We start from the raw sequence: 15,993 nt of genomic DNA on the forward strand, positions 1-15,993 counted from the left end.
GCGGAAAGCGTGGCGGTAAGTGAACAGTCGTTTTGTTATCGATGTCAAAAGAATTGACATCGATAACAATGCCGTGATTCAATATTTCCGTCATTACAACTAAAAACCTCACCAGGAGACTCATCGCATGAAAAAAGGCACCAACCGGTTTGTGTTGTCCTCGATCGCCCTCGCGGTCCTCACCCTGACCAATCAGGTCCACGCGCAGACGGAAAGCGCCGCCGCGCCGGCCGCGAATGCCGAAGCGGACGACAGCCAGAACCGCGTGGTCGTGGTCGGCACGACCTCGCTGAAACGTACCGAACGCGAAAGCTCGGTCGCCGTCACGGTGGCCGACCGCGAAGATCTCGACCGCAAGGCGCCGCGCAGCATGGCCTCGGCGCTCGAACTGATCCCGGGCGTGATCGTCGAGGATTCGGGCGGCGAAGCCTCGAACAACTTCACGGTGCGCGGCCTGCCGGGCGGCGGCCAGAATTTCATCCAGATTTCCGAAGACGGCCTGCCGATCTTCTATAACGCCGGCTTCGCCGACCAGCTGGTGAAGATGGAGCTGTCGATCGACCGCCTGGAAGCGGTCCGCGGCGGCACCTCGGGCATCCTGACCACCAACGGCGCCGGCGCCACCGTCAACTTCATCACCTTCAAGGCCAAGGACGAAGCAGCCGGCGCAGTGCGCCTGACCGGTTCCGACTATGGCACCAAGCGCATCGACCTGCGCTACGGCGGTCCGCTGGGCAATGGCTGGTATGCCGGCTTCGGCGGCTTCATGCGCACCTCGGACGGCGTGCGCAACCCGGGCTTCACCGCCGACAAGGGCGGCCTGATGCGCGCCTACTTCGGCCGCAAGTTCAGCGACGGCGAATTCAGCGTGAACCTCAAGGTCGTCAACGACCACAACATGTTCCTGCTGCCGACGCCCTTCATGAACCCGTCCAACCCGACCGCGGTGCCTGGCTTCGACGGCAACTACGACACCATGGTCAGCCGCGACAACGCGATCCAGCAGGGCCACGCTTCGTCCGGCATCAAGGAAAACGACGCCACCAAGGGCATCCAGACCAAGGCCACCGCGATCGGCTATGACTTCATCAAGAGCGTCGGCCCGGACCTGACGCTGCGCGCCAAGGGCCGCTACACGGACTTCGACAACCAGTTCAACGCCGTCTTCACCTACGATAACGCGAGCCTGCGTTCGGCCGCCGACCGCCTCGATCCGACCAAGAACGCCGATATCCGCACCATGCTGGCGGGCTTCCCGGGCACCACCGCGGCGCTGCGCGGCGTCTCCAGCGGCGCCATCTATTCCGGCGCGAACCTGGCGAATGTCGGCGGCAATGGCCTGGTGGCGGACAGCATCAGCTCGTCGCAGCTGCACGCCAAGCAGGTGATGGTCAACGACATCAGCCTGACCTGGACCCTGCCGAAGAACAGCCTGACCGCCGGCCTGCTGACCATCCACCAGGACAGCCAGGACAGCAGCGACGGCAACCTGCAGTTCCTCGGCGAAGTCCGCAACCAGCCCTCGCGCCTAGACATCGTGGCCCTGAACGCCGCCGGCCAGGTGGTCGGCCAGCTCACCGACAAGGGCACGGTCGCCTACAATCCCTGGGGCGTGGGCACCTCGAAGGAACAGCTCCAGTCCGACAACCTGTACATCAACGACGAGTACAAGTTCAATGACCGCCTGCGCCTGGACGCCGGCGCCCGCTTCGAGCGCCTGAAGGTCAACCAGTGGAACCCGAACGGCACGACGATCACGCCGGCCGGCGCCTTCAACGCGAACGGCACGGATGCCGACAACATCATCGTCAACAACAGCCAGCCGGTGTGGGACGGCACTTTCAACACCACCTCGAAGAAGCATTCCGACAAGTCGCTGACCGCCGGCGGCAACTACCTGATCAACGACTACCTGGCAGGCTACGCCCGCTGGTCGCGCAGCTACCAGGCCCAGGGCGGCGACGAGCCGACCAAGATCACCTTCGAGGAGCTCGGCGCCCGCTTCATGATGAAGGGCTTCTCGGCGTCCGCCACCTTCTTCCACACGATCTTCAACAACTTCAACTACAGCCGCCGCTTCGACAACGACAACGAGGACACCAAGGTCCACGGCGGCATCGCCGTCAACGGCCTGGAGTTCGACCTGGCCTGGCGTCCGGTGCGCTTTGCCGAGCTGCGCGCGGAAGGCGTGTACCAGAAGGCCACGGTGCACTACGACAGCGTGAGCGGTCCGTCGGCGTCGAAGGTCGACATGTCGACCCTGGGCGGCAAGCCGGAGCGCTCGCCGGAAGTCAACCTGACCGTCACCCCGGCCTTCCTGCTGCCGAACAAGAAGGGCGAGATCTATGCGAGCTTCCACCAGATGGGCAAGCGCTTCGCCGACAGCGGGAACACCATCGTCCTGCCGGCCTACCACACGGTCGACCTGGGCGCGCGCTACGACATCCAGCCGAACCTGACGTTCAACATCAGCGTGCAGAACCTGACCAACACGATCGGCCTGACCGAAGGTAACCCGCGCTCCAGCTTCACCGAGCTGGCCGGCAACTACTTCTTCGCGCGCTCGATCCTGGGCCGGAACATCCAGGCCAGCCTGACCACCTCGTTCTGATCCATGAGTTCAATTCACGCAAATCAACTGCCCGGCACGGTCGACCCGTCGAAGCGGCAGTTCCTCATCTGGAGCATGGCTGCCGCGCTGGCCACGCAGGTCGGCGGCGCGCAGGCGGCGCCGCGGGCGGACGACGAGCCCGCCGGCGAGCTGCTCCAGTTCGACATCGACGAGCCCGGCGTCGAGCACCATTTCTATCGCCGTGGCGAAGTGGCCGCGCATGTGCAGGCCAACAGCGGCGACAAGCCGCGCCTGATCGTCGCTTTCCCGGCGGGGAATACCGGCATGGGCCTGTGGTTCGCGAGCGAGGGCAAGCCCGCCGCGCTTGGTCTCGCGCCGGCGACCAGGCTGGCGGGGAGGGTGCGCAAGGATGGCATGCGCGGCGTGACCGCGCACCTGCGCAGCAGCGCCGCCAGCCTGGAGATCGGCCCCGCGGTGCTGGCCAACATCCGCACCCTGCGCGACTACGTCACCACCGGCGGCAAGATGCTGCCGAAGGAAGTTGCGCACCAGGTCGATCGGCCGGCAAAGCCCAAGGGCGCGCTGGTGCTCCATCGCACCTCGGTCGAAGGCAAGCACCATCTCGAGCTGCGCATCGTTCCCGAGCGCGGCACCACGCTGGTGACGCGCGGCGGACGCGATATCCTGGTCGCCGGCGACGGCGGGCAGGTCCACTTCGCCGTCACCGCGCTGACCGATTACACGCCGCTGACGCCCTTCGCCATGCGCGAGCTTCTGAACGCGGATGCCGCCGACCGCCCGCGCGACAGGCAGGCGCTGGCCTTCCTGGCGTCGGCCGAGAATTTTTCGGCGGGTTCCTGGCGCTTCCTGACCTATTTCGGCCGCGATACCCTGCTGTCGACCGCGATGCTGATGCCGGTCTTGAAGCCGGCCGCCACCGAAGCCGCGCTCGGCTCGGTGCTCGAACGGCTGTCGCCGGAAGGGATCGTCGCGCACGAGGATGCGATCGGCGAGTTCGCGGTGCTGGAGAACATGCGCTCGCCACACCCACCGGCCGACCTGCAGACGCCGATCCGCGACTACAAGATGATCGACGGCGATTTCATCCTGGCGCCGGTGCTGGCCGGCTACCTGCTCGATTCGAGCCAGGGGCGCGCCCGCGCGCGGGCCTTCCTGGCGCGCCGGACCACGGGCGGGCAGGATTATGCGGCCCGGGTCCGCAGCAACCTGGAGCGCGTGCTGCGCCTGGCGGCGCCCTTCGCGGCCGATCCGGTCTATTCGAAGCTGATTGCGCTGAACGAGGGCGTCCCGGTCGGGAACTGGCGCGATTCGAACAACGGGCTGGGCGGCGGGCGCTATCCCTTCGACGTCAACGTGGCCCTGGTTCCGGCGGCGCTGAAGGCGGCGGAGCGGCTGTATCGCAGCGGGCTGCTCGGCGCCCGCCAGGAAAACGCGGAACGCGCCGCCCGCCATGCCGCGGCATGGCAGGACACGGAGCGCTTCTTCCGGATCACGGTGCCGCTTGCTACCGCGAAGGAACAGGCTGCGGCCTACGCCAGGGCCGAAGGCATCGATCCCGCGCCGGCTGTTGATGCGATCACGGCGCCGGTGCGCTACGACGGCATCGCGCTCGACGCCGCCGGCAAGCCGGTCCCGGTGATGCATACGGACTCCAGCTTCGTGATGGAATTCGGGATGCCGCCGCCGGACTGGCTGGACGCGGCCGCGGCGCAGATCCTGCAGCCTTTCCCGGCCGGCCTGCGCACGGCGGTGGGCGTGGTGGTCGCCAACCCCGTTTACGCGCCGGACCCCGTGAAGCAGATCTTCACGCGCAAGGATTACCACGGCACCGTGGTGTGGTCCTGGCAGCAGGCCATGCTGGCGTCCGGTTTCAGGCGCCAGCTGGCGCGCACCGATCTGCCGGCCCGGACCCGCGGCGCGCTGCGGGCCGCCGAACAGGCCCTGTGGCAGGGCATCCTGGCGATGCAGGAACGCAGCTCCGCGGAACTGTGGGGATGGGAGCCGAAGGACGGGAAGGCCTCGCTCACCGGGTGGGACAGCGCGGAAGGCGACGAAGCCTGCGCGGCCCAGCTGTGGAGCACCGTCTACCTGGCGGTCAAGCCGCCTGCGGCCGGCTGAGCTGCCGCGGGGCGGGCCCTTATTGTTCCTTCCAGGTGCGCCGGCGATCGATGATGAACGTGCCGGCCACCACCTTCACGCCCATGAAGAGGATGAACAGGAACAGGGCCAGCGGCAGGATGCTGATCACGGCCGCCAGCAGGATGCAGCAGACCAGCATGGCCGGCCAGGGCATCGCGGCGATGATGCGCCCGCCGCGGCGGCAGGCGCGCACGATGTCGCGGGCGACGTCTTCCATGCTGTCGCAGAAGGTGCGGAAATTGGCGCTTTTCATGTTGATAACTCCCAGTGTGCTGCAGTCGATGGAATCACTGTAGTCCTGGCGCTCGGGCGATTCCAGCGTGCTCCGACGAAATGCGGGAAACGGAGGATGGGCGGTCGGGAGGGGAGATGAATGGCCGGCCGGCGGACCCCTGCCGGGACTTTGATAATATTGTATCTATGAAAGTTTTAGAATCCATGGCCGCATGACCCGCACCGGCCGCCTGTTCCAGCTGATGGATGCCCTGCGCGGCAATCGCCGCCCGGTCACGGCCAGCGCGCTGGCCGAACGGCTCGGCGTGTCCGAGCGCACCATCTACCGCGACATCCAGGCCCTGGCCCAGCTCGGCGCTCCGGTGGAGGGATCGGCCGGCCTCGGCTACCTGCTGCGCAGCGGCTTCTTCCTGCCGCCGCTGATGTTCGACGCCGACGAGCTGGAGGCGCTGGTGCTGGGCGCGCGCTGGGTGCGGCGCCAGGGCGACAGCGCCCTGAGCGCGGCCGCCGACCGGGCCCTGGCCAAGATCGCCACCGCCGCGCCGCGCGACCTGCGCGACCACATGGCCGAGACCAGCCTGTGGGTGCCGGTCGGGCCGGCGCCGGCGCCGCTGGATCCTTTCGTGCAGCCGGCGCGCGAGGCGATCCGGCGCCAGTGCAAGCTGCGGATCGCCTACCGCGACGAACACAATGCGCCGTCGGAACGGGTGGTGTGGCCGTTCGCGCTGGCCTTCTTCCAGGAGCGCCGCGTGATGGCGGCCTGGTGCGAACTGCGCGACGCGATCCGCCACTTCCGCGTCGACCGTATCGTCCAGGCCGAACTGGGCAGCGAACGCTATCCGACGCCGCGCCATGCGCTGTTGAAGCAATGGCGGGCGATGTACGACATCCCCGATCTCTCCTGACAGGATCTGTCATCAAGGCTCATTAACATTGCCATCTCTTCCACCTGAAAGGAGACGGCAATGCAGCTCTACTACCACCCGATTTCGTCCAACGCCCGCCGCGTGCTGCTGGCGGCCGACCACCTCGACATCCGGCTCGACCTGGTCGAGGTCAATCTCATGAGCGAGGCCGACCGCCGCCGGCTTGCGGAAGTCAACGACAACGGCAAGATCCCGGTGCTGGTCGACGACGGGTTCATCCTGACGGAATCCTGCGCGATCATGCAATACCTGGCCGACAGCAAGCCGGGCCAGACGGTCTATCCGCGTGACCCGCTGGCGCGCGCCGACGTGAACCGCTGGATGTTCTGGGCCTGCCAGCACTTCGCCCCGGCGATCAGCGTGCTCTCCTGGGAAACCCTGTGGAAGAAGCTGGTCACCGGCGAAGATGCCGACCCCGGGGAGCTGGCGCGCGGCGCGGCCGACCTGGCCCAGGCCGCCGCCGTGCTGGACAGGCACCTGGCCGGCCGCCGCTGGCTGGCGTGGGACGGCGTGACCCTGGCCGACTACGCGGTGGCGGCCCCGTTGATGTACCGGGAACGGGCGCGGCTGCCGCTGGACAGCTATCCGCACCTGACGGAATGGTTCGCACGGATACAGGAACTTCCAGCCTGGCGCAACAGCGAAGCGGTCTGGTAAAAAAATTTTCAAATGCTTGTCGATTTCGTCCATCATCGATCGTCGTCAGGATGCAGGCCGTTTTTCAAACACTTTCAATATGGGGACGTCATGAACAAGCAGATCTTCGTCAACCTGCCGGTCAAGGACCTGGACAAGTCCAAGGCCTTCTTTAGCGCGCTCGGCTACAGCTTCAATCCGCAATTCACCAACGACAAGGGGGCCGGCATGGTCATCGCGGAAGGCAGCATCTACGCGATGCTGCTGACCGAGCCCTTCTTCAAGACCTTCATCGACAAGCCCATCGTGCAGGCGAAGGAAGCGACCGAGGTGCTGGTCTGCCTGAGCTGCGAGAGCAGGGAAGAGGTGGACAGCCTGGTGGCGAAAGCGGTCGCCGCCGGCGGCCGCGCCCCGCGCCCGGCGCAGGACCACGGCTTCATGTATGCCCACGCCTTCGAAGACCTGGATGGCCACATCTGGGAACTGGTCTGGATGGCGCCGCAAGCCTGATCACCCGACATTCAACCAGGAGAACATCATGAGCAAGCAAGTCATCTTCAACCTGCCGGTCAAAAACCTGGAAAGATCCAGGGCCTTCTTCGCGAGCCTCGGCTTCGGCTTCGATCCGAACATGTCCAACCCGAACGCGGCGATGGTCGTGATCGAGGAAGACAGGATCAGCGCCATGCTGATGACCGAAGACTTCTTCGGGAGCCTGATCGACAAGCCCGTGGCGAAGGCGAAGGAGGCGAACGAGGTGATCATCTGCCTGATGTGCGAGACGCGGGACGAAGTGGCCAGCCTGGTGGAAAAGGCCGTCGCCGCCGGCGGCCGCAGCCCGCATCCGCTGGAGGATCATGGCTTCATGGTCACCCAGGGTTTCGAAGACCTGGACGGCCACCTCTGGAACCTGGTCTGGATGAACCCGGCCAGCCAGGCCTCTCAGGCTTCGTCCCAGTAACGCCTGAGCAGCCCGTAGTTGACCGTGTCCGCGAACTCGCCGAACACGATCCAGCGCTCGGGCATGTAGCCTTCCTTCCTGAAGCCGAGCTTTTCGAGCACGCGCGCCGAGCCGATATTGCGCGGGTCGATGTCGGCTTCGATGCGGTTCAGGTCCAGGGCGTCGAAGCCGTAGCGGATGATGGCGCGCAGCGCCTCGGTCGCGTAGCCCTGGCCCCAGTGCTTGCTGGCGAGGGCGTAGCCGATCTCGCAGCGGCGGTTCTGCTCGAAGAAACGGTGCAGGGAGACGTTGCCGATCATCTCGCCGCTGTCGCGCAGGACGATCGCCAGGCGCATGCCGCTGCCGTCCGCGTAGGCGGCGATGGTGGAGGCGATCGCCTGGTGCGCCTGGCCGATGTCGGTCCAGGGCTCGCTGCTCCAGTAGCGCGCCACCACCGGGTCGGAGAACACGGCGTAATGGCCGGCGGCGTCGTCTTCGTTCATCCAGCGCAGTTCCAGGCGCTCGGTCGTCAGGGTGACGGGTTTCAGGTCGGGCATACAATTCCTGTCATTGAAGGCCGAGCGCGGCCAGCACCATGCCGGTGATGAGCTGCGTGGCGTCGTCGAAATCCTGCTCGGTGAGTTCGGCGCGGTCCAGCACCAGCGCCATCTGGGCCGAGAAATCGGCATAGGACTGGGTCATGGCCCATACCGCGAACAGCAGGTGCGTGGCGTTGACCGGCGCGATCCTGCCGTCGGCGATCCAGCGTTCGAACACGGCGATGTCCTGGCGCAGCAGCGGCACCACGCGCTGGCGGATCTGTTCGCCGTACAGCTTGGCGCCGCCGATCACTTCCATCGCATACACGCGCGAAGCCAGCGGCTGCTCGCGCGAGAAGCGCAGCTTGGCGCGGACGTAGGCGCGCAGCACGTCGGCCGGGGCCTGCCCGGCGTCGGCCAGGCTGGCCATGCGCGCCAGCCAGTCGTCCAGCACGTCGTCCAGCACGCGTTCGTACAGCGCATGCTTGGTCGGGAAGTAGTACATCAGGTTCTGCTTGGACAGCCCGGCGCGCTCGGCCACCTCGGCGATCGGCGTACCCTCGAAGCCGCGCTCGGCGAACAGGCGCACCGCTTCGCGCAGGATCGCGCCCTCGACCTCCTCGCGATGCTGGACGCGCTTGCCGGGCAGGGTGTCGGGAGTCGGCGTGGTCATGGCCATCCTTGTCGAGATTGGGCGCGCAGGAAGTCGAGCAGCGCCGCTTCGCCCGCATAGGCGACGTTGAAGCGGAACCAGGGCGACGCCGGCGCGTGCAGGCTGAAGAACTCGCCGGGCGCGAGCAGGATGCCGGCGCGCAGGGCGCGTTCGGCGATGGTCTTGCCGTTGCGGTCCGGGGTGCTGGGCCGGGTCCAGCCGGCGCTGACGAACATGCCGCCGCGCGGGCGCGCCAGCAGTTGCAGCCCGGCTTCCTGCAGGCGTTCCTGGGCGCGCGCGCTGGCCTCGAGCAGCTGCTGGGCCAGGCGTTCGACCTGGCGCCGGTAGGCGCGGTTGCTGACCGCATCGAACACGGCGCGCTCGTTGACCTCGGAGGTGGTCAGCCCGGTCAGCATCTTGACCCGCACCAGTTCCGGGACCAGCGAGCCGGAGGCGCAAATGGATCCGACCCGCAGCACCGGCGACAGGGTCTTCGAAAAACTGCCGATGCGGATGACGCGGCGCAGGCCGTCCATCGCCGCCAGCGAGGCTTCGCCGGGCGCCGCCAGCTCGCGGTAGATGTCGTCCTCGACCAGCCAGAAATCGAACTGTTCGGCCAGCGCCAGCAGGCGGTGCGCCTGGACCTGCGACAGCGAGGTGCCGAGGGGATTCTGCAGCACCGTGTTGACGAACATGAGCTTGGGGTGCCGGGCCGCCGCTTCCCGCGCCAGCACGTCCATGTCCAGGCCGGCCGCGGTGCGCGGGATGCCGACGGCGACGCAGCCGTGGTGGCGCACCAGGGCCAGCAGGTTGCTGTAGCCGGGATCCTCGACGAACACGACGTCGCCGGGACGCGTCAGCGTGCGCAGGACCAGGTCGAAGGCATGGGTCGCGCCGTGGGTCAGCAGCAGCTGTTCCGGCTCGACCGCGCACAGTTCGGCCGACAGGCTCTGGGCCAGGTGCTGCCGCAGCGAGGGAAAGCCGAGCGGATGTCCATAGCCGCGCAGGCGTCCGGCCGGGATCTTCATCGCATGGCGCACCGCGTCGAGGATGGTCGACTCGCCATACCACTCGGGCGGCAGCCAGCCGGCGCCGACCGGCAGCGCATCGGACTGGCCGGAATACAGGTCGGGGGTGAGGGCGTCGACCGCGGCGGACAGGACGGCCGGGCCGGCGGCGGGACCGGCGGCGTGCTCGCCGGGGGATGCGGTATCCGGGCCGCGCGCGACGAAGAAGCCCGAGCCGCGGCGCGAGGACAGCACGCCCAGGTGCAGCAGGCGGTCGTAGGACTCGACCACCGTGAAGGTGCTGACGCCGTTGACCTTTGCGAATTGTCGAACCGAGGGCATCTTGCTGCCGACGCGCAGTTCGCGCCGATTTACCATCCCGGAGATCGCGGCGACGATCTGGTCGACCAGGCTGCCGCGGCGCTGGCGGTCGATCGCCAGCACCGGCCAGGCAGGGTCGGGTTCCATTCCGTGCAGGTGTTCTCCAGCCACAGCCATTGCCGACTCCTTCCGGTGCGACGCTGGCAACTGTACAGGTTATGCTACCAATACGGTTGGACCATTTCGCTGGTTGTGTATATGTGCCGCCCTTGTCTTGCTGTCTATTATTGCACGATGATTTTGCCAATTGGTAAATCTTTTGGCCCACATAAGAGGGGAGAGACATGAACGAGTCCAAGCCGCAATCGATGTCGTCGTTCTGGATGCCATTCACGAACAACCGCGACTTCAAGGCCCATCCCCGCCTGCTGGTATCGGCGGAAGGCATGTACTACAAGGACGTCGACGGCAACGCCATCCTCGACGGCACCGCCGGCCTGTGGTGCGTGCCCTGCGGGCATGCGCAGCCGCGGATCGTCGCCGCCGTCAGCGAGATGGTCGGCCAGCTCGACTTCGCGCCCACCTTCCAGATGGGCCACCCGGCCGCCTTCGACCTGGCCGAGCAGTTGATGGAGTACACCGGCCACAAGTTCGGCCATGTGTTCTACACGAACTCGGGCTCGGAAGCGGTGGACACCGCCCTCAAGATCGCACTCGCCTACCACAAGGCGCGCGGCGAGGGCGGGCGCACCCGCCTGATCGGCCGCGAGCGCGGCTACCACGGGGTCGGCTTCGGCGGCCTGTCGGTCGGCGGCATCGGCCCGAATCGCAAGAACTTCGGCCCGCTGCTGCCCGGCGTGGACCACCTGCCGCACACGCACAACCTGCTGAAGAACGCCTTCTCGCGCGGCGAGCCGGAGTTCGGCGCCGAGCTGGCCGACGAGCTGGAGCGCATCGTCGCCCTGCACGACCCGTCGACGATTGCCGCCGTGATCATCGAACCGGTGTCGGGTTCCACCGGCGTGCTGGTGCCGCCCAAGGGCTACCTGAAGCGCCTGCGCGAGATCTGCAGCAAGTACGGCATCCTGCTGATCTTCGACGAGGTCATCACCGGCTTCGGCAGGCTCACGACGCCGTTCGCGGCCGACTATTTCGACGTCGAGCCGGACATGCTCACCACGGCCAAGGGCATCACCAACGGCACGGTGCCGATGGGCGCGGTGTTCTCGAAAAAATTCATCCACGACGCCTTCATGGACGCGCCGCCGGGCATCGAACTGGCGCACGGCTACACCTATTCGGGCCACCCGCTGGCCTGCGCGGCCGGCATCGCCACGCTGCAGGTGTTCAAGGAGCAGGGCGTGCTCGACAACGCGAGGGCCATCCAGCCCTACTGGGAAGACGCGGTGCATGCGCTGCGCGGGCTGCCGCACGTGATCGACATCCGCACCATCGGCCTGGTGGCCGGCATCGAGCTGGAGCCGATCCCCGGCAAGCCGGGCGCGCGCGCCTTCGCCGCCTTCAAGAAGGCGTTCGCGGACGGCATCCTGATCCGGGTGACGGGCGATATCATAGCCCTGTCGCCGCCGCTGATTCTGGAGAAGAAGCACGTCGACGAACTGTTCGGCAAGCTGACCGACGTACTCAAAAACCTGGACTGAACCACTATCATGAACGAGACGATCCATCATTACATCGGCGGCCGCGAGGTCGAAGGCGCATCCGGACGCTACGCCGATGTCTACAACCCGGCCCTGGGCCAGGCCTGCGCGCGGGTGGCGCTGGCCGGCAACGACGAGGTGGGCGCGGCCGTGGCCGCCGCCCAGGCAGCCTTCCCGGCCTGGGCGGCGACTCCGCCGCTGGCGCGCGCCCGGGTGCTCTTCAAATACCTGCAGCTGTGCCAGCAGCATACCGACGACTTCGCCGCCCTGATCACGCGCGAGCACGGCAAGACCTTTGCCGACGCGCAGGGCGAAGTCGCGCGCGGCATCGAGGTGGTCGAGTTCGCGGTCGGCATCCCGCAACTGCTGAAGGGCGAATTCACCGACCAGATCGCGCGCGGCATCGACGCCTGGTCGATGCGCCAGCCGCTCGGGGTGGTGGCCGGCATCACCCCGTTCAACTTCCCGGTGATGGTGCCGATGTGGATGTTCCCGGTCGCCATCGCCTGTGGGAATACCTTCGTGCTGAAGCCGTCCGAGCGCGACCCCTCGCCCTCGCTGCTGCACGCGCGCCTGCTGAAGGAAGCCGGGCTGCCGGATGGCGTGTTCAACGTGGTGCACGGCGACAAGGGCGCGGTCGACGCCATCCTCGACCATCCGGACGTGCAGGCCGTCAGCTTCGTCGGCTCGACCCCGATCGCCGAGTACATCTATGCGCGCGGCAGCGCCGCCGGCAAGCGCGTGCAGGCGCTGGGCGGGGCCAAGAACCACATGGTGGTGATGCCGGATGCCGACATGGACATGGCGGTCGACGCCCTGATCGGCGCCGCCTACGGCTCGGCGGGCGAGCGCTGCATGGCGATCTCGGTGGCGGTGGCGATCGGCGACGCGGGCGACAGACTGGTGGCGCGCCTGGCCGAGCGCACGAAGGCGCTGAAGGTCGGCGACGGCATGGCGCAGGGCGCCGAGATGGGCCCGGTGGTGACGCAGGCGGCCAAGCAGCGCATCGAGAAGCTGATCGGCGAAGGCGTGGAGCAGGGCGCGACCCTGGTGGTGGACGGGCGCAACTTCAAGGTGCCGGGCTTCGAGGCGGGTTTCTTCGTGGGCGGCACCCTGTTCGACCACGTGCAGCCGGACATGAGCATCTACCGCGAAGAGATCTTCGGCCCGGTGCTGTGCGTGGTGCGCCTGCCGGACGTGGGCAGCGCGCTGGAGCTGATCAACCGTAACGAGTACGGCAACGGCGTCGCCGTGTTCACCCGCGACGGCGGCGTGGCGCGCGAATTCGTGCGCCAGGTGCAGGTGGGGATGGTGGGCGTGAACGTGCCGCTGCCGGTGCCGATGGCCTTCAACAGCTTCGGCGGCTGGAAGAAGAGCCTGTTCGGCGACCATCACGCCTACGGGCCGGAAGGCGTGCGTTTCTATACGCGGCACAAGGCGGTGATGCAGCGCTGGCCGAATACGGCGAGCAGCGGCGTGGAGTTCGCGTTTCCGCAGATGAAATAAGCACCAGCCTCAAAACCGTCGTCCCCGCGGAGGCGGGGATCCGAGTTGCATGCATCTCGACAGCTTGTCGAACTTGGCCCCCCGCCTTCGCGGGGGCGACGGTGACTCAGCATTTCCAGCAGTACGACGTACTCAACAAAAAGGGATGCCATGATCGAGTCACTCCAGCACCTGCCAACGGCAGCGGGTACGCACGACGCATTGTCCGAGCGCTTCACCGACCTCGCGCCGCCGCTCACGAACCGCCAGGCCGCCATCGAAAGCGCGCGCTGCCTCTACTGTTACGACGCACCCTGCACGCGCGCCTGCCCGACCGGCATCGACGTCGCCAGCTTCATCCGCAACATCCACGACCATAACCTCGAAGGCGCGGCCACCACCATCCTGCAGCAGAACATCTTCGGCGGCAGCTGCGCGCGCGTGTGCCCGACCGAAATCCTGTGCGAGGACGCCTGCGTGCGCAACAACGATGCCGAGGGCCAGCCGGTGAAGATCGGGCTGCTGCAGCGCCATGCGCTCGACAACGCGCAGTTCGACAGCCATCCCTTCAGGCGCGCACCGAGCACCGGCAAAACCGTCGCCGTGGTCGGCGCCGGCCCCGCCGGGCTGGCCTGCGCGCACCGGCTGGCGATGCTGGGCCATGACGTGGTCGTGTTCGAGGCGCGCGAAAAGGCCGGGGGCCTGAACGAGTATGGCATCGCCAAATACAAGCTGCCCGGCGACTTCGCCCAGCGCGAGCTCGCGTTCCTGCTGTCGGTCGGTGGCATCGAGATCCAGTACGGCCGCGCGCTCGGGGCCGACCTGCAGCTGTCCGAGCTGCACGCGCGCTACGACGCCGTGTTCCTCGGCCTGGGTTTATCGGAAAGCCGCCGGCTCGGCCTGACCGGGGAAGATGCGCCCGGCCTGATGGCTGCGGTCGACTACATCGCCACGCTGCGCCAGGCCCGGGACCTGGCCGCGCTGCCGGTGCCGCGCCGCGCGATCGTGATCGGCGCCGGCAATACCGCGATCGACATGGCGGTGCAGATCAAGCGCCTGGGCGCCGACGAGGTCACGCTGGTGTACCGGCGCGGCTTCGACGCCATGAGCGCGACCGGGCACGAGATCGAGATCGCCAAGGCCCATTTCGTGCGCATGCGCACCTGGGCCGCGCCGCTCGAGGTGCTGCTCGACGATGCCGGCCGTGTGCGCGGCATGCGCTTCGAAGAGACCCGGCTCGAAGACGGACGCCTGGTGACGACCGGCGGGATCGTCGAGATCGCCGCCGACGCCGTGTTCAAGGCGATCGGCCAGGGCATGGACCTGGCCGCCCTGGTCGATCCGGCGGCGCAGGGCCTGGAAAACGAGCTGGAGCTCGAACGCGACAAGATCCGCATCGACGCCTGCTTCCGTACCGCGCTGCCGGGCGTGTATGCGGGCGGCGACTGCGTGGCGCCGGGGCAGGACCTGACGGTACAGGCGGTCCAGCACGGCAAGCTGGCCGCGCTGGCCATCCATCACGACATCCAATCCAAAGCGGAGGCAGCATGGCCGACCTGAGCATCGATTTCTGCGGCATCAAGTCCCCGAACCCGTTCTGGCTGGCCTCGGCGCCGCCGACCGACAAGGCCTACAACGTGGTGCGCGCCTTCGAGGCCGGCTGGGGCGGCGTGGTCTGGAAGACGCTGGGCGAGGATCCGCCGGCCGTCAACGTGTCTTCGCGCTACTCGGCCATCTACGGCAAGAACAGGGAGGTGATCGGCTTCAACAACATCGAGCTGATCACCGACCGCAGCCTGGAAATCAACCTGCGCGAGATCACCGCCGTCAAGAAGGCCTGGCCGGACCGGGCGCTGGTCGTGTCGATGATGCTGCCCTGCGAGGAAGCGCCGTGGCGCGAGATGCTGCCGCTGGTCGAGGCCACCGGCGCCGATGGCATCGAGCTGAACTTCGGCTGCCCGCACGGCATGCCGGAGCGCGGCATGGGCGCCGCGGTGGGCCAGCAGCCGGACCTGATCGAGCGGGTCACGCGCTGGTGCAAGATGTACACGCGCCTGCCGGTGATCGTCAAGCTGACCCCCAACATCACCGACGTGCGCGCGCCCGCGCGGGCGGCGCTGGCGGGCGGGGCCGACGCGGTCTCGCTGATCAACACCGTCAATTCCATCACCCACCTCGACCTCGACCGCATGGTGGCCTATCCCATCGTCGGCGGCGCCAGCACCCACGGCGGCTACTGCGGCGCGGCGGTCAAGCCGATTGCGCTGAACATGGTGGCCGAGATCGCGCGCGACCCGGCCACCGCCCGCCTGCCGATTTCCGGCATCGGCGGCATCGGCAGCTGGAGCGATGCCGCCGAGTTCATCGCCCTGGGCGCCGGCTCGGTCCAGGTCTGCACCGCCGCGATGCTGCACGGCTTCCGCATCGTCGAGGAGATGAAGGACGGGCTGTCGCGCTGGATGGACCGCAAGGGCTACGAGAACATCGCCGCCTTCTCGCGCAAGGCGGTGGCCAACACGACGGACTGGAAATACCTGGACATGAATTACCAGGTCATCGCCAGCATCGACCAGGACCAGTGCATCCAGTGCGGCAAATGCTACGTGGCCTGCGAGGATACCTCGCACCAGGCGATCGCGAAGCTGATCGGTGCGGATGCCAGGGGGGAAACGCGGCGCTACGAGGTCAAGCCGTCCGAGTGCGTGGGCTGCAACCTGTGCGAGATCACCTGTCCGGTCGAGGGCTGCATCACCATGGTGCCGCAGCCGAGCGAAAAACCGTATATGAACTGGACGAAGGACCCACGCAATCCGCGGGCAGAGGTACTATGCGGGGAAATCTAAACCGCAACCGACGGAGA

The 15,993-nt window shown here is 67.3% G+C and carries 14 protein-coding genes; 10 read left to right on the forward strand and 4 right to left on the reverse strand.

Going from position 1 to position 15,993, the window contains the following annotated elements; translation table 11 throughout:
- Positions 1-127: 127 nt before the first annotated feature.
- Together AM586_RS20290 and AM586_RS20295 are read left to right on the forward strand one after the other, a co-directional pair.
- Positions 128-2,611 (forward strand): TonB-dependent receptor, encoded by a 2,484-nt coding sequence (locus AM586_RS20290; RefSeq protein ID WP_047824575.1) that lies wholly within the window; start codon positions 128-130, stop codon positions 2,609-2,611.
- A gap of 3 nt (positions 2,612-2,614) precedes the next feature.
- Entirely contained in the window at positions 2,615-4,711 is a 2,097-nt protein-coding gene (locus tag AM586_RS20295; protein ID WP_052233430.1) for a hypothetical protein, read from the forward strand.
- Positions 4,712-4,730: 19 nt separating this feature from the next.
- On the opposite strand, the gene AM586_RS20300 is transcribed toward AM586_RS20295, so the two are convergent.
- The gene (locus AM586_RS20300; RefSeq protein WP_229411115.1) at positions 4,731-4,985 is read right to left on the reverse strand and encodes a hypothetical protein; all 255 of its coding nucleotides are present in this window, start codon (positions 4,983-4,985) and stop codon (positions 4,731-4,733) included.
- Positions 4,986-5,178: 193 nt separating this feature from the next.
- Between AM586_RS20300 and AM586_RS20305 the strand changes: the two genes are divergently transcribed.
- The 4 genes from AM586_RS20305 to AM586_RS20320 all read left to right on the forward strand — a co-directional run bounded on the left by AM586_RS20305 (position 5,179) and on the right by AM586_RS20320 (position 7,489).
- On the forward strand, positions 5,179-5,871 hold the full coding sequence (locus AM586_RS20305; protein WP_047824572.1) for a YafY family protein: 693 nt from the start codon (positions 5,179-5,181) through the stop codon (positions 5,869-5,871).
- Positions 5,872-5,931: 60 nt separating this feature from the next.
- Positions 5,932-6,549 carry a glutathione S-transferase family protein gene (locus tag AM586_RS20310; RefSeq protein WP_047824570.1) on the forward strand — a complete coding sequence of 206 codons (618 nt, stop codon included), beginning with the start codon at positions 5,932-5,934 and terminating at the stop codon, positions 6,547-6,549.
- A gap of 90 nt (positions 6,550-6,639) precedes the next feature.
- Entirely contained in the window at positions 6,640-7,038 is a 399-nt protein-coding gene (locus AM586_RS20315) for a VOC family protein (protein WP_047824569.1), read from the forward strand.
- A gap of 28 nt (positions 7,039-7,066) precedes the next feature.
- A complete protein-coding gene (locus AM586_RS20320; RefSeq protein ID WP_052233429.1) occupies positions 7,067-7,489 on the forward strand; it encodes a VOC family protein in 423 nt (140 codons plus the stop codon).
- On the opposite strand, the gene AM586_RS20325 is transcribed toward AM586_RS20320, so the two are convergent.
- Genes AM586_RS20325 through AM586_RS20335 form a run of 3 tightly spaced genes read right to left on the reverse strand, consistent with a single transcriptional unit; the run spans position 7,471 to position 10,164 of the window.
- Positions 7,471-8,025 (reverse strand): GNAT family N-acetyltransferase, encoded by a 555-nt coding sequence (locus AM586_RS20325; protein WP_047824567.1) that lies wholly within the window; start codon positions 8,023-8,025, stop codon positions 7,471-7,473. The two genes, AM586_RS20320 and AM586_RS20325, sit on opposite strands and share 19 nt — an antisense overlap.
- Before the next feature lie 10 nt (positions 8,026-8,035).
- Positions 8,036-8,680, reverse strand: a complete 645-nt coding sequence (locus tag AM586_RS20330; RefSeq protein WP_229411114.1) for a TetR/AcrR family transcriptional regulator — start codon at positions 8,678-8,680, stop codon at positions 8,036-8,038.
- The gene (locus AM586_RS20335; protein WP_052233428.1) at positions 8,677-10,164 is read right to left on the reverse strand and encodes a PLP-dependent aminotransferase family protein; all 1,488 of its coding nucleotides are present in this window, start codon (positions 10,162-10,164) and stop codon (positions 8,677-8,679) included. Before AM586_RS20335 ends, AM586_RS20330 begins: the two co-directional genes overlap by 4 nt.
- Positions 10,165-10,331: 167 nt before the next feature.
- Between AM586_RS20335 and AM586_RS20340 the strand changes: the two genes are divergently transcribed.
- From AM586_RS20340 to preA, 4 genes are all read left to right on the forward strand, one after another.
- Positions 10,332-11,648: an aspartate aminotransferase family protein gene (locus AM586_RS20340; RefSeq protein ID WP_047824561.1), complete on the forward strand. Its 1,317-nt coding sequence runs from the start codon at positions 10,332-10,334 to the stop codon at positions 11,646-11,648.
- A gap of 9 nt (positions 11,649-11,657) precedes the next feature.
- Positions 11,658-13,154 carry a CoA-acylating methylmalonate-semialdehyde dehydrogenase gene (locus AM586_RS20345; protein ID WP_047824560.1) on the forward strand — a complete coding sequence of 499 codons (1,497 nt, stop codon included), beginning with the start codon at positions 11,658-11,660 and terminating at the stop codon, positions 13,152-13,154.
- A gap of 150 nt (positions 13,155-13,304) precedes the next feature.
- The gene (locus AM586_RS20350) at positions 13,305-14,693 is read left to right on the forward strand and encodes an NAD(P)-dependent oxidoreductase (RefSeq protein WP_047824558.1); all 1,389 of its coding nucleotides are present in this window, start codon (positions 13,305-13,307) and stop codon (positions 14,691-14,693) included.
- On the forward strand, positions 14,681-15,976 hold the full coding sequence (gene preA, locus AM586_RS20355; protein WP_047824556.1) for an NAD-dependent dihydropyrimidine dehydrogenase subunit PreA: 1,296 nt from the start codon (positions 14,681-14,683) through the stop codon (positions 15,974-15,976). Before AM586_RS20350 ends, preA begins: the two co-directional genes overlap by 13 nt.
- Positions 15,977-15,993: the final 17 nt, after the last annotated feature.

It is taken from the genome of Massilia sp. WG5 (assembly GCF_001412595.2).
GTDB lineage: Bacteria > Pseudomonadota > Gammaproteobacteria > Burkholderiales > Burkholderiaceae_D > Telluria.

Coding starts and splice junctions, on each gene's coding strand:
- AM586_RS20305 (WP_047824572.1), top strand. CDS start 5,179: ATGACCCGCACCGGCCGCCTGTTCCAGCTGATGGATGCCCTGCGCGGC.
- AM586_RS20325 (WP_047824567.1), bottom strand. CDS start 8,025: ATGCCCGACCTGAAACCCGTCACCCTGACGACCGAGCGCCTGGAACTG.
- AM586_RS20330 (WP_229411114.1), bottom strand. CDS start 8,680: ATGACCACGCCGACTCCCGACACCCTGCCCGGCAAGCGCGTCCAGCAT.
- AM586_RS20315 (WP_047824569.1), top strand. CDS start 6,640: ATGAACAAGCAGATCTTCGTCAACCTGCCGGTCAAGGACCTGGACAAG.
- AM586_RS20320 (WP_052233429.1), top strand. CDS start 7,067: ATGAGCAAGCAAGTCATCTTCAACCTGCCGGTCAAAAACCTGGAAAGA.
- preA (WP_047824556.1), top strand. CDS start 14,681: ATGGCCGACCTGAGCATCGATTTCTGCGGCATCAAGTCCCCGAACCCG.
- AM586_RS20290 (WP_047824575.1), top strand. CDS start 128: ATGAAAAAAGGCACCAACCGGTTTGTGTTGTCCTCGATCGCCCTCGCG.
- AM586_RS20300 (WP_229411115.1), bottom strand. CDS start 4,985: ATGAAAAGCGCCAATTTCCGCACCTTCTGCGACAGCATGGAAGACGTC.
- AM586_RS20350 (WP_047824558.1), top strand. CDS start 13,305: ATGATCGAGTCACTCCAGCACCTGCCAACGGCAGCGGGTACGCACGAC.
- AM586_RS20310 (WP_047824570.1), top strand. CDS start 5,932: ATGCAGCTCTACTACCACCCGATTTCGTCCAACGCCCGCCGCGTGCTG.
- AM586_RS20340 (WP_047824561.1), top strand. CDS start 10,332: ATGAACGAGTCCAAGCCGCAATCGATGTCGTCGTTCTGGATGCCATTC.
- AM586_RS20335 (WP_052233428.1), bottom strand. CDS start 10,164: ATGGCTGTGGCTGGAGAACACCTGCACGGAATGGAACCCGACCCTGCC.
- AM586_RS20295 (WP_052233430.1), top strand. CDS start 2,615: ATGAGTTCAATTCACGCAAATCAACTGCCCGGCACGGTCGACCCGTCG.
- AM586_RS20345 (WP_047824560.1), top strand. CDS start 11,658: ATGAACGAGACGATCCATCATTACATCGGCGGCCGCGAGGTCGAAGGC.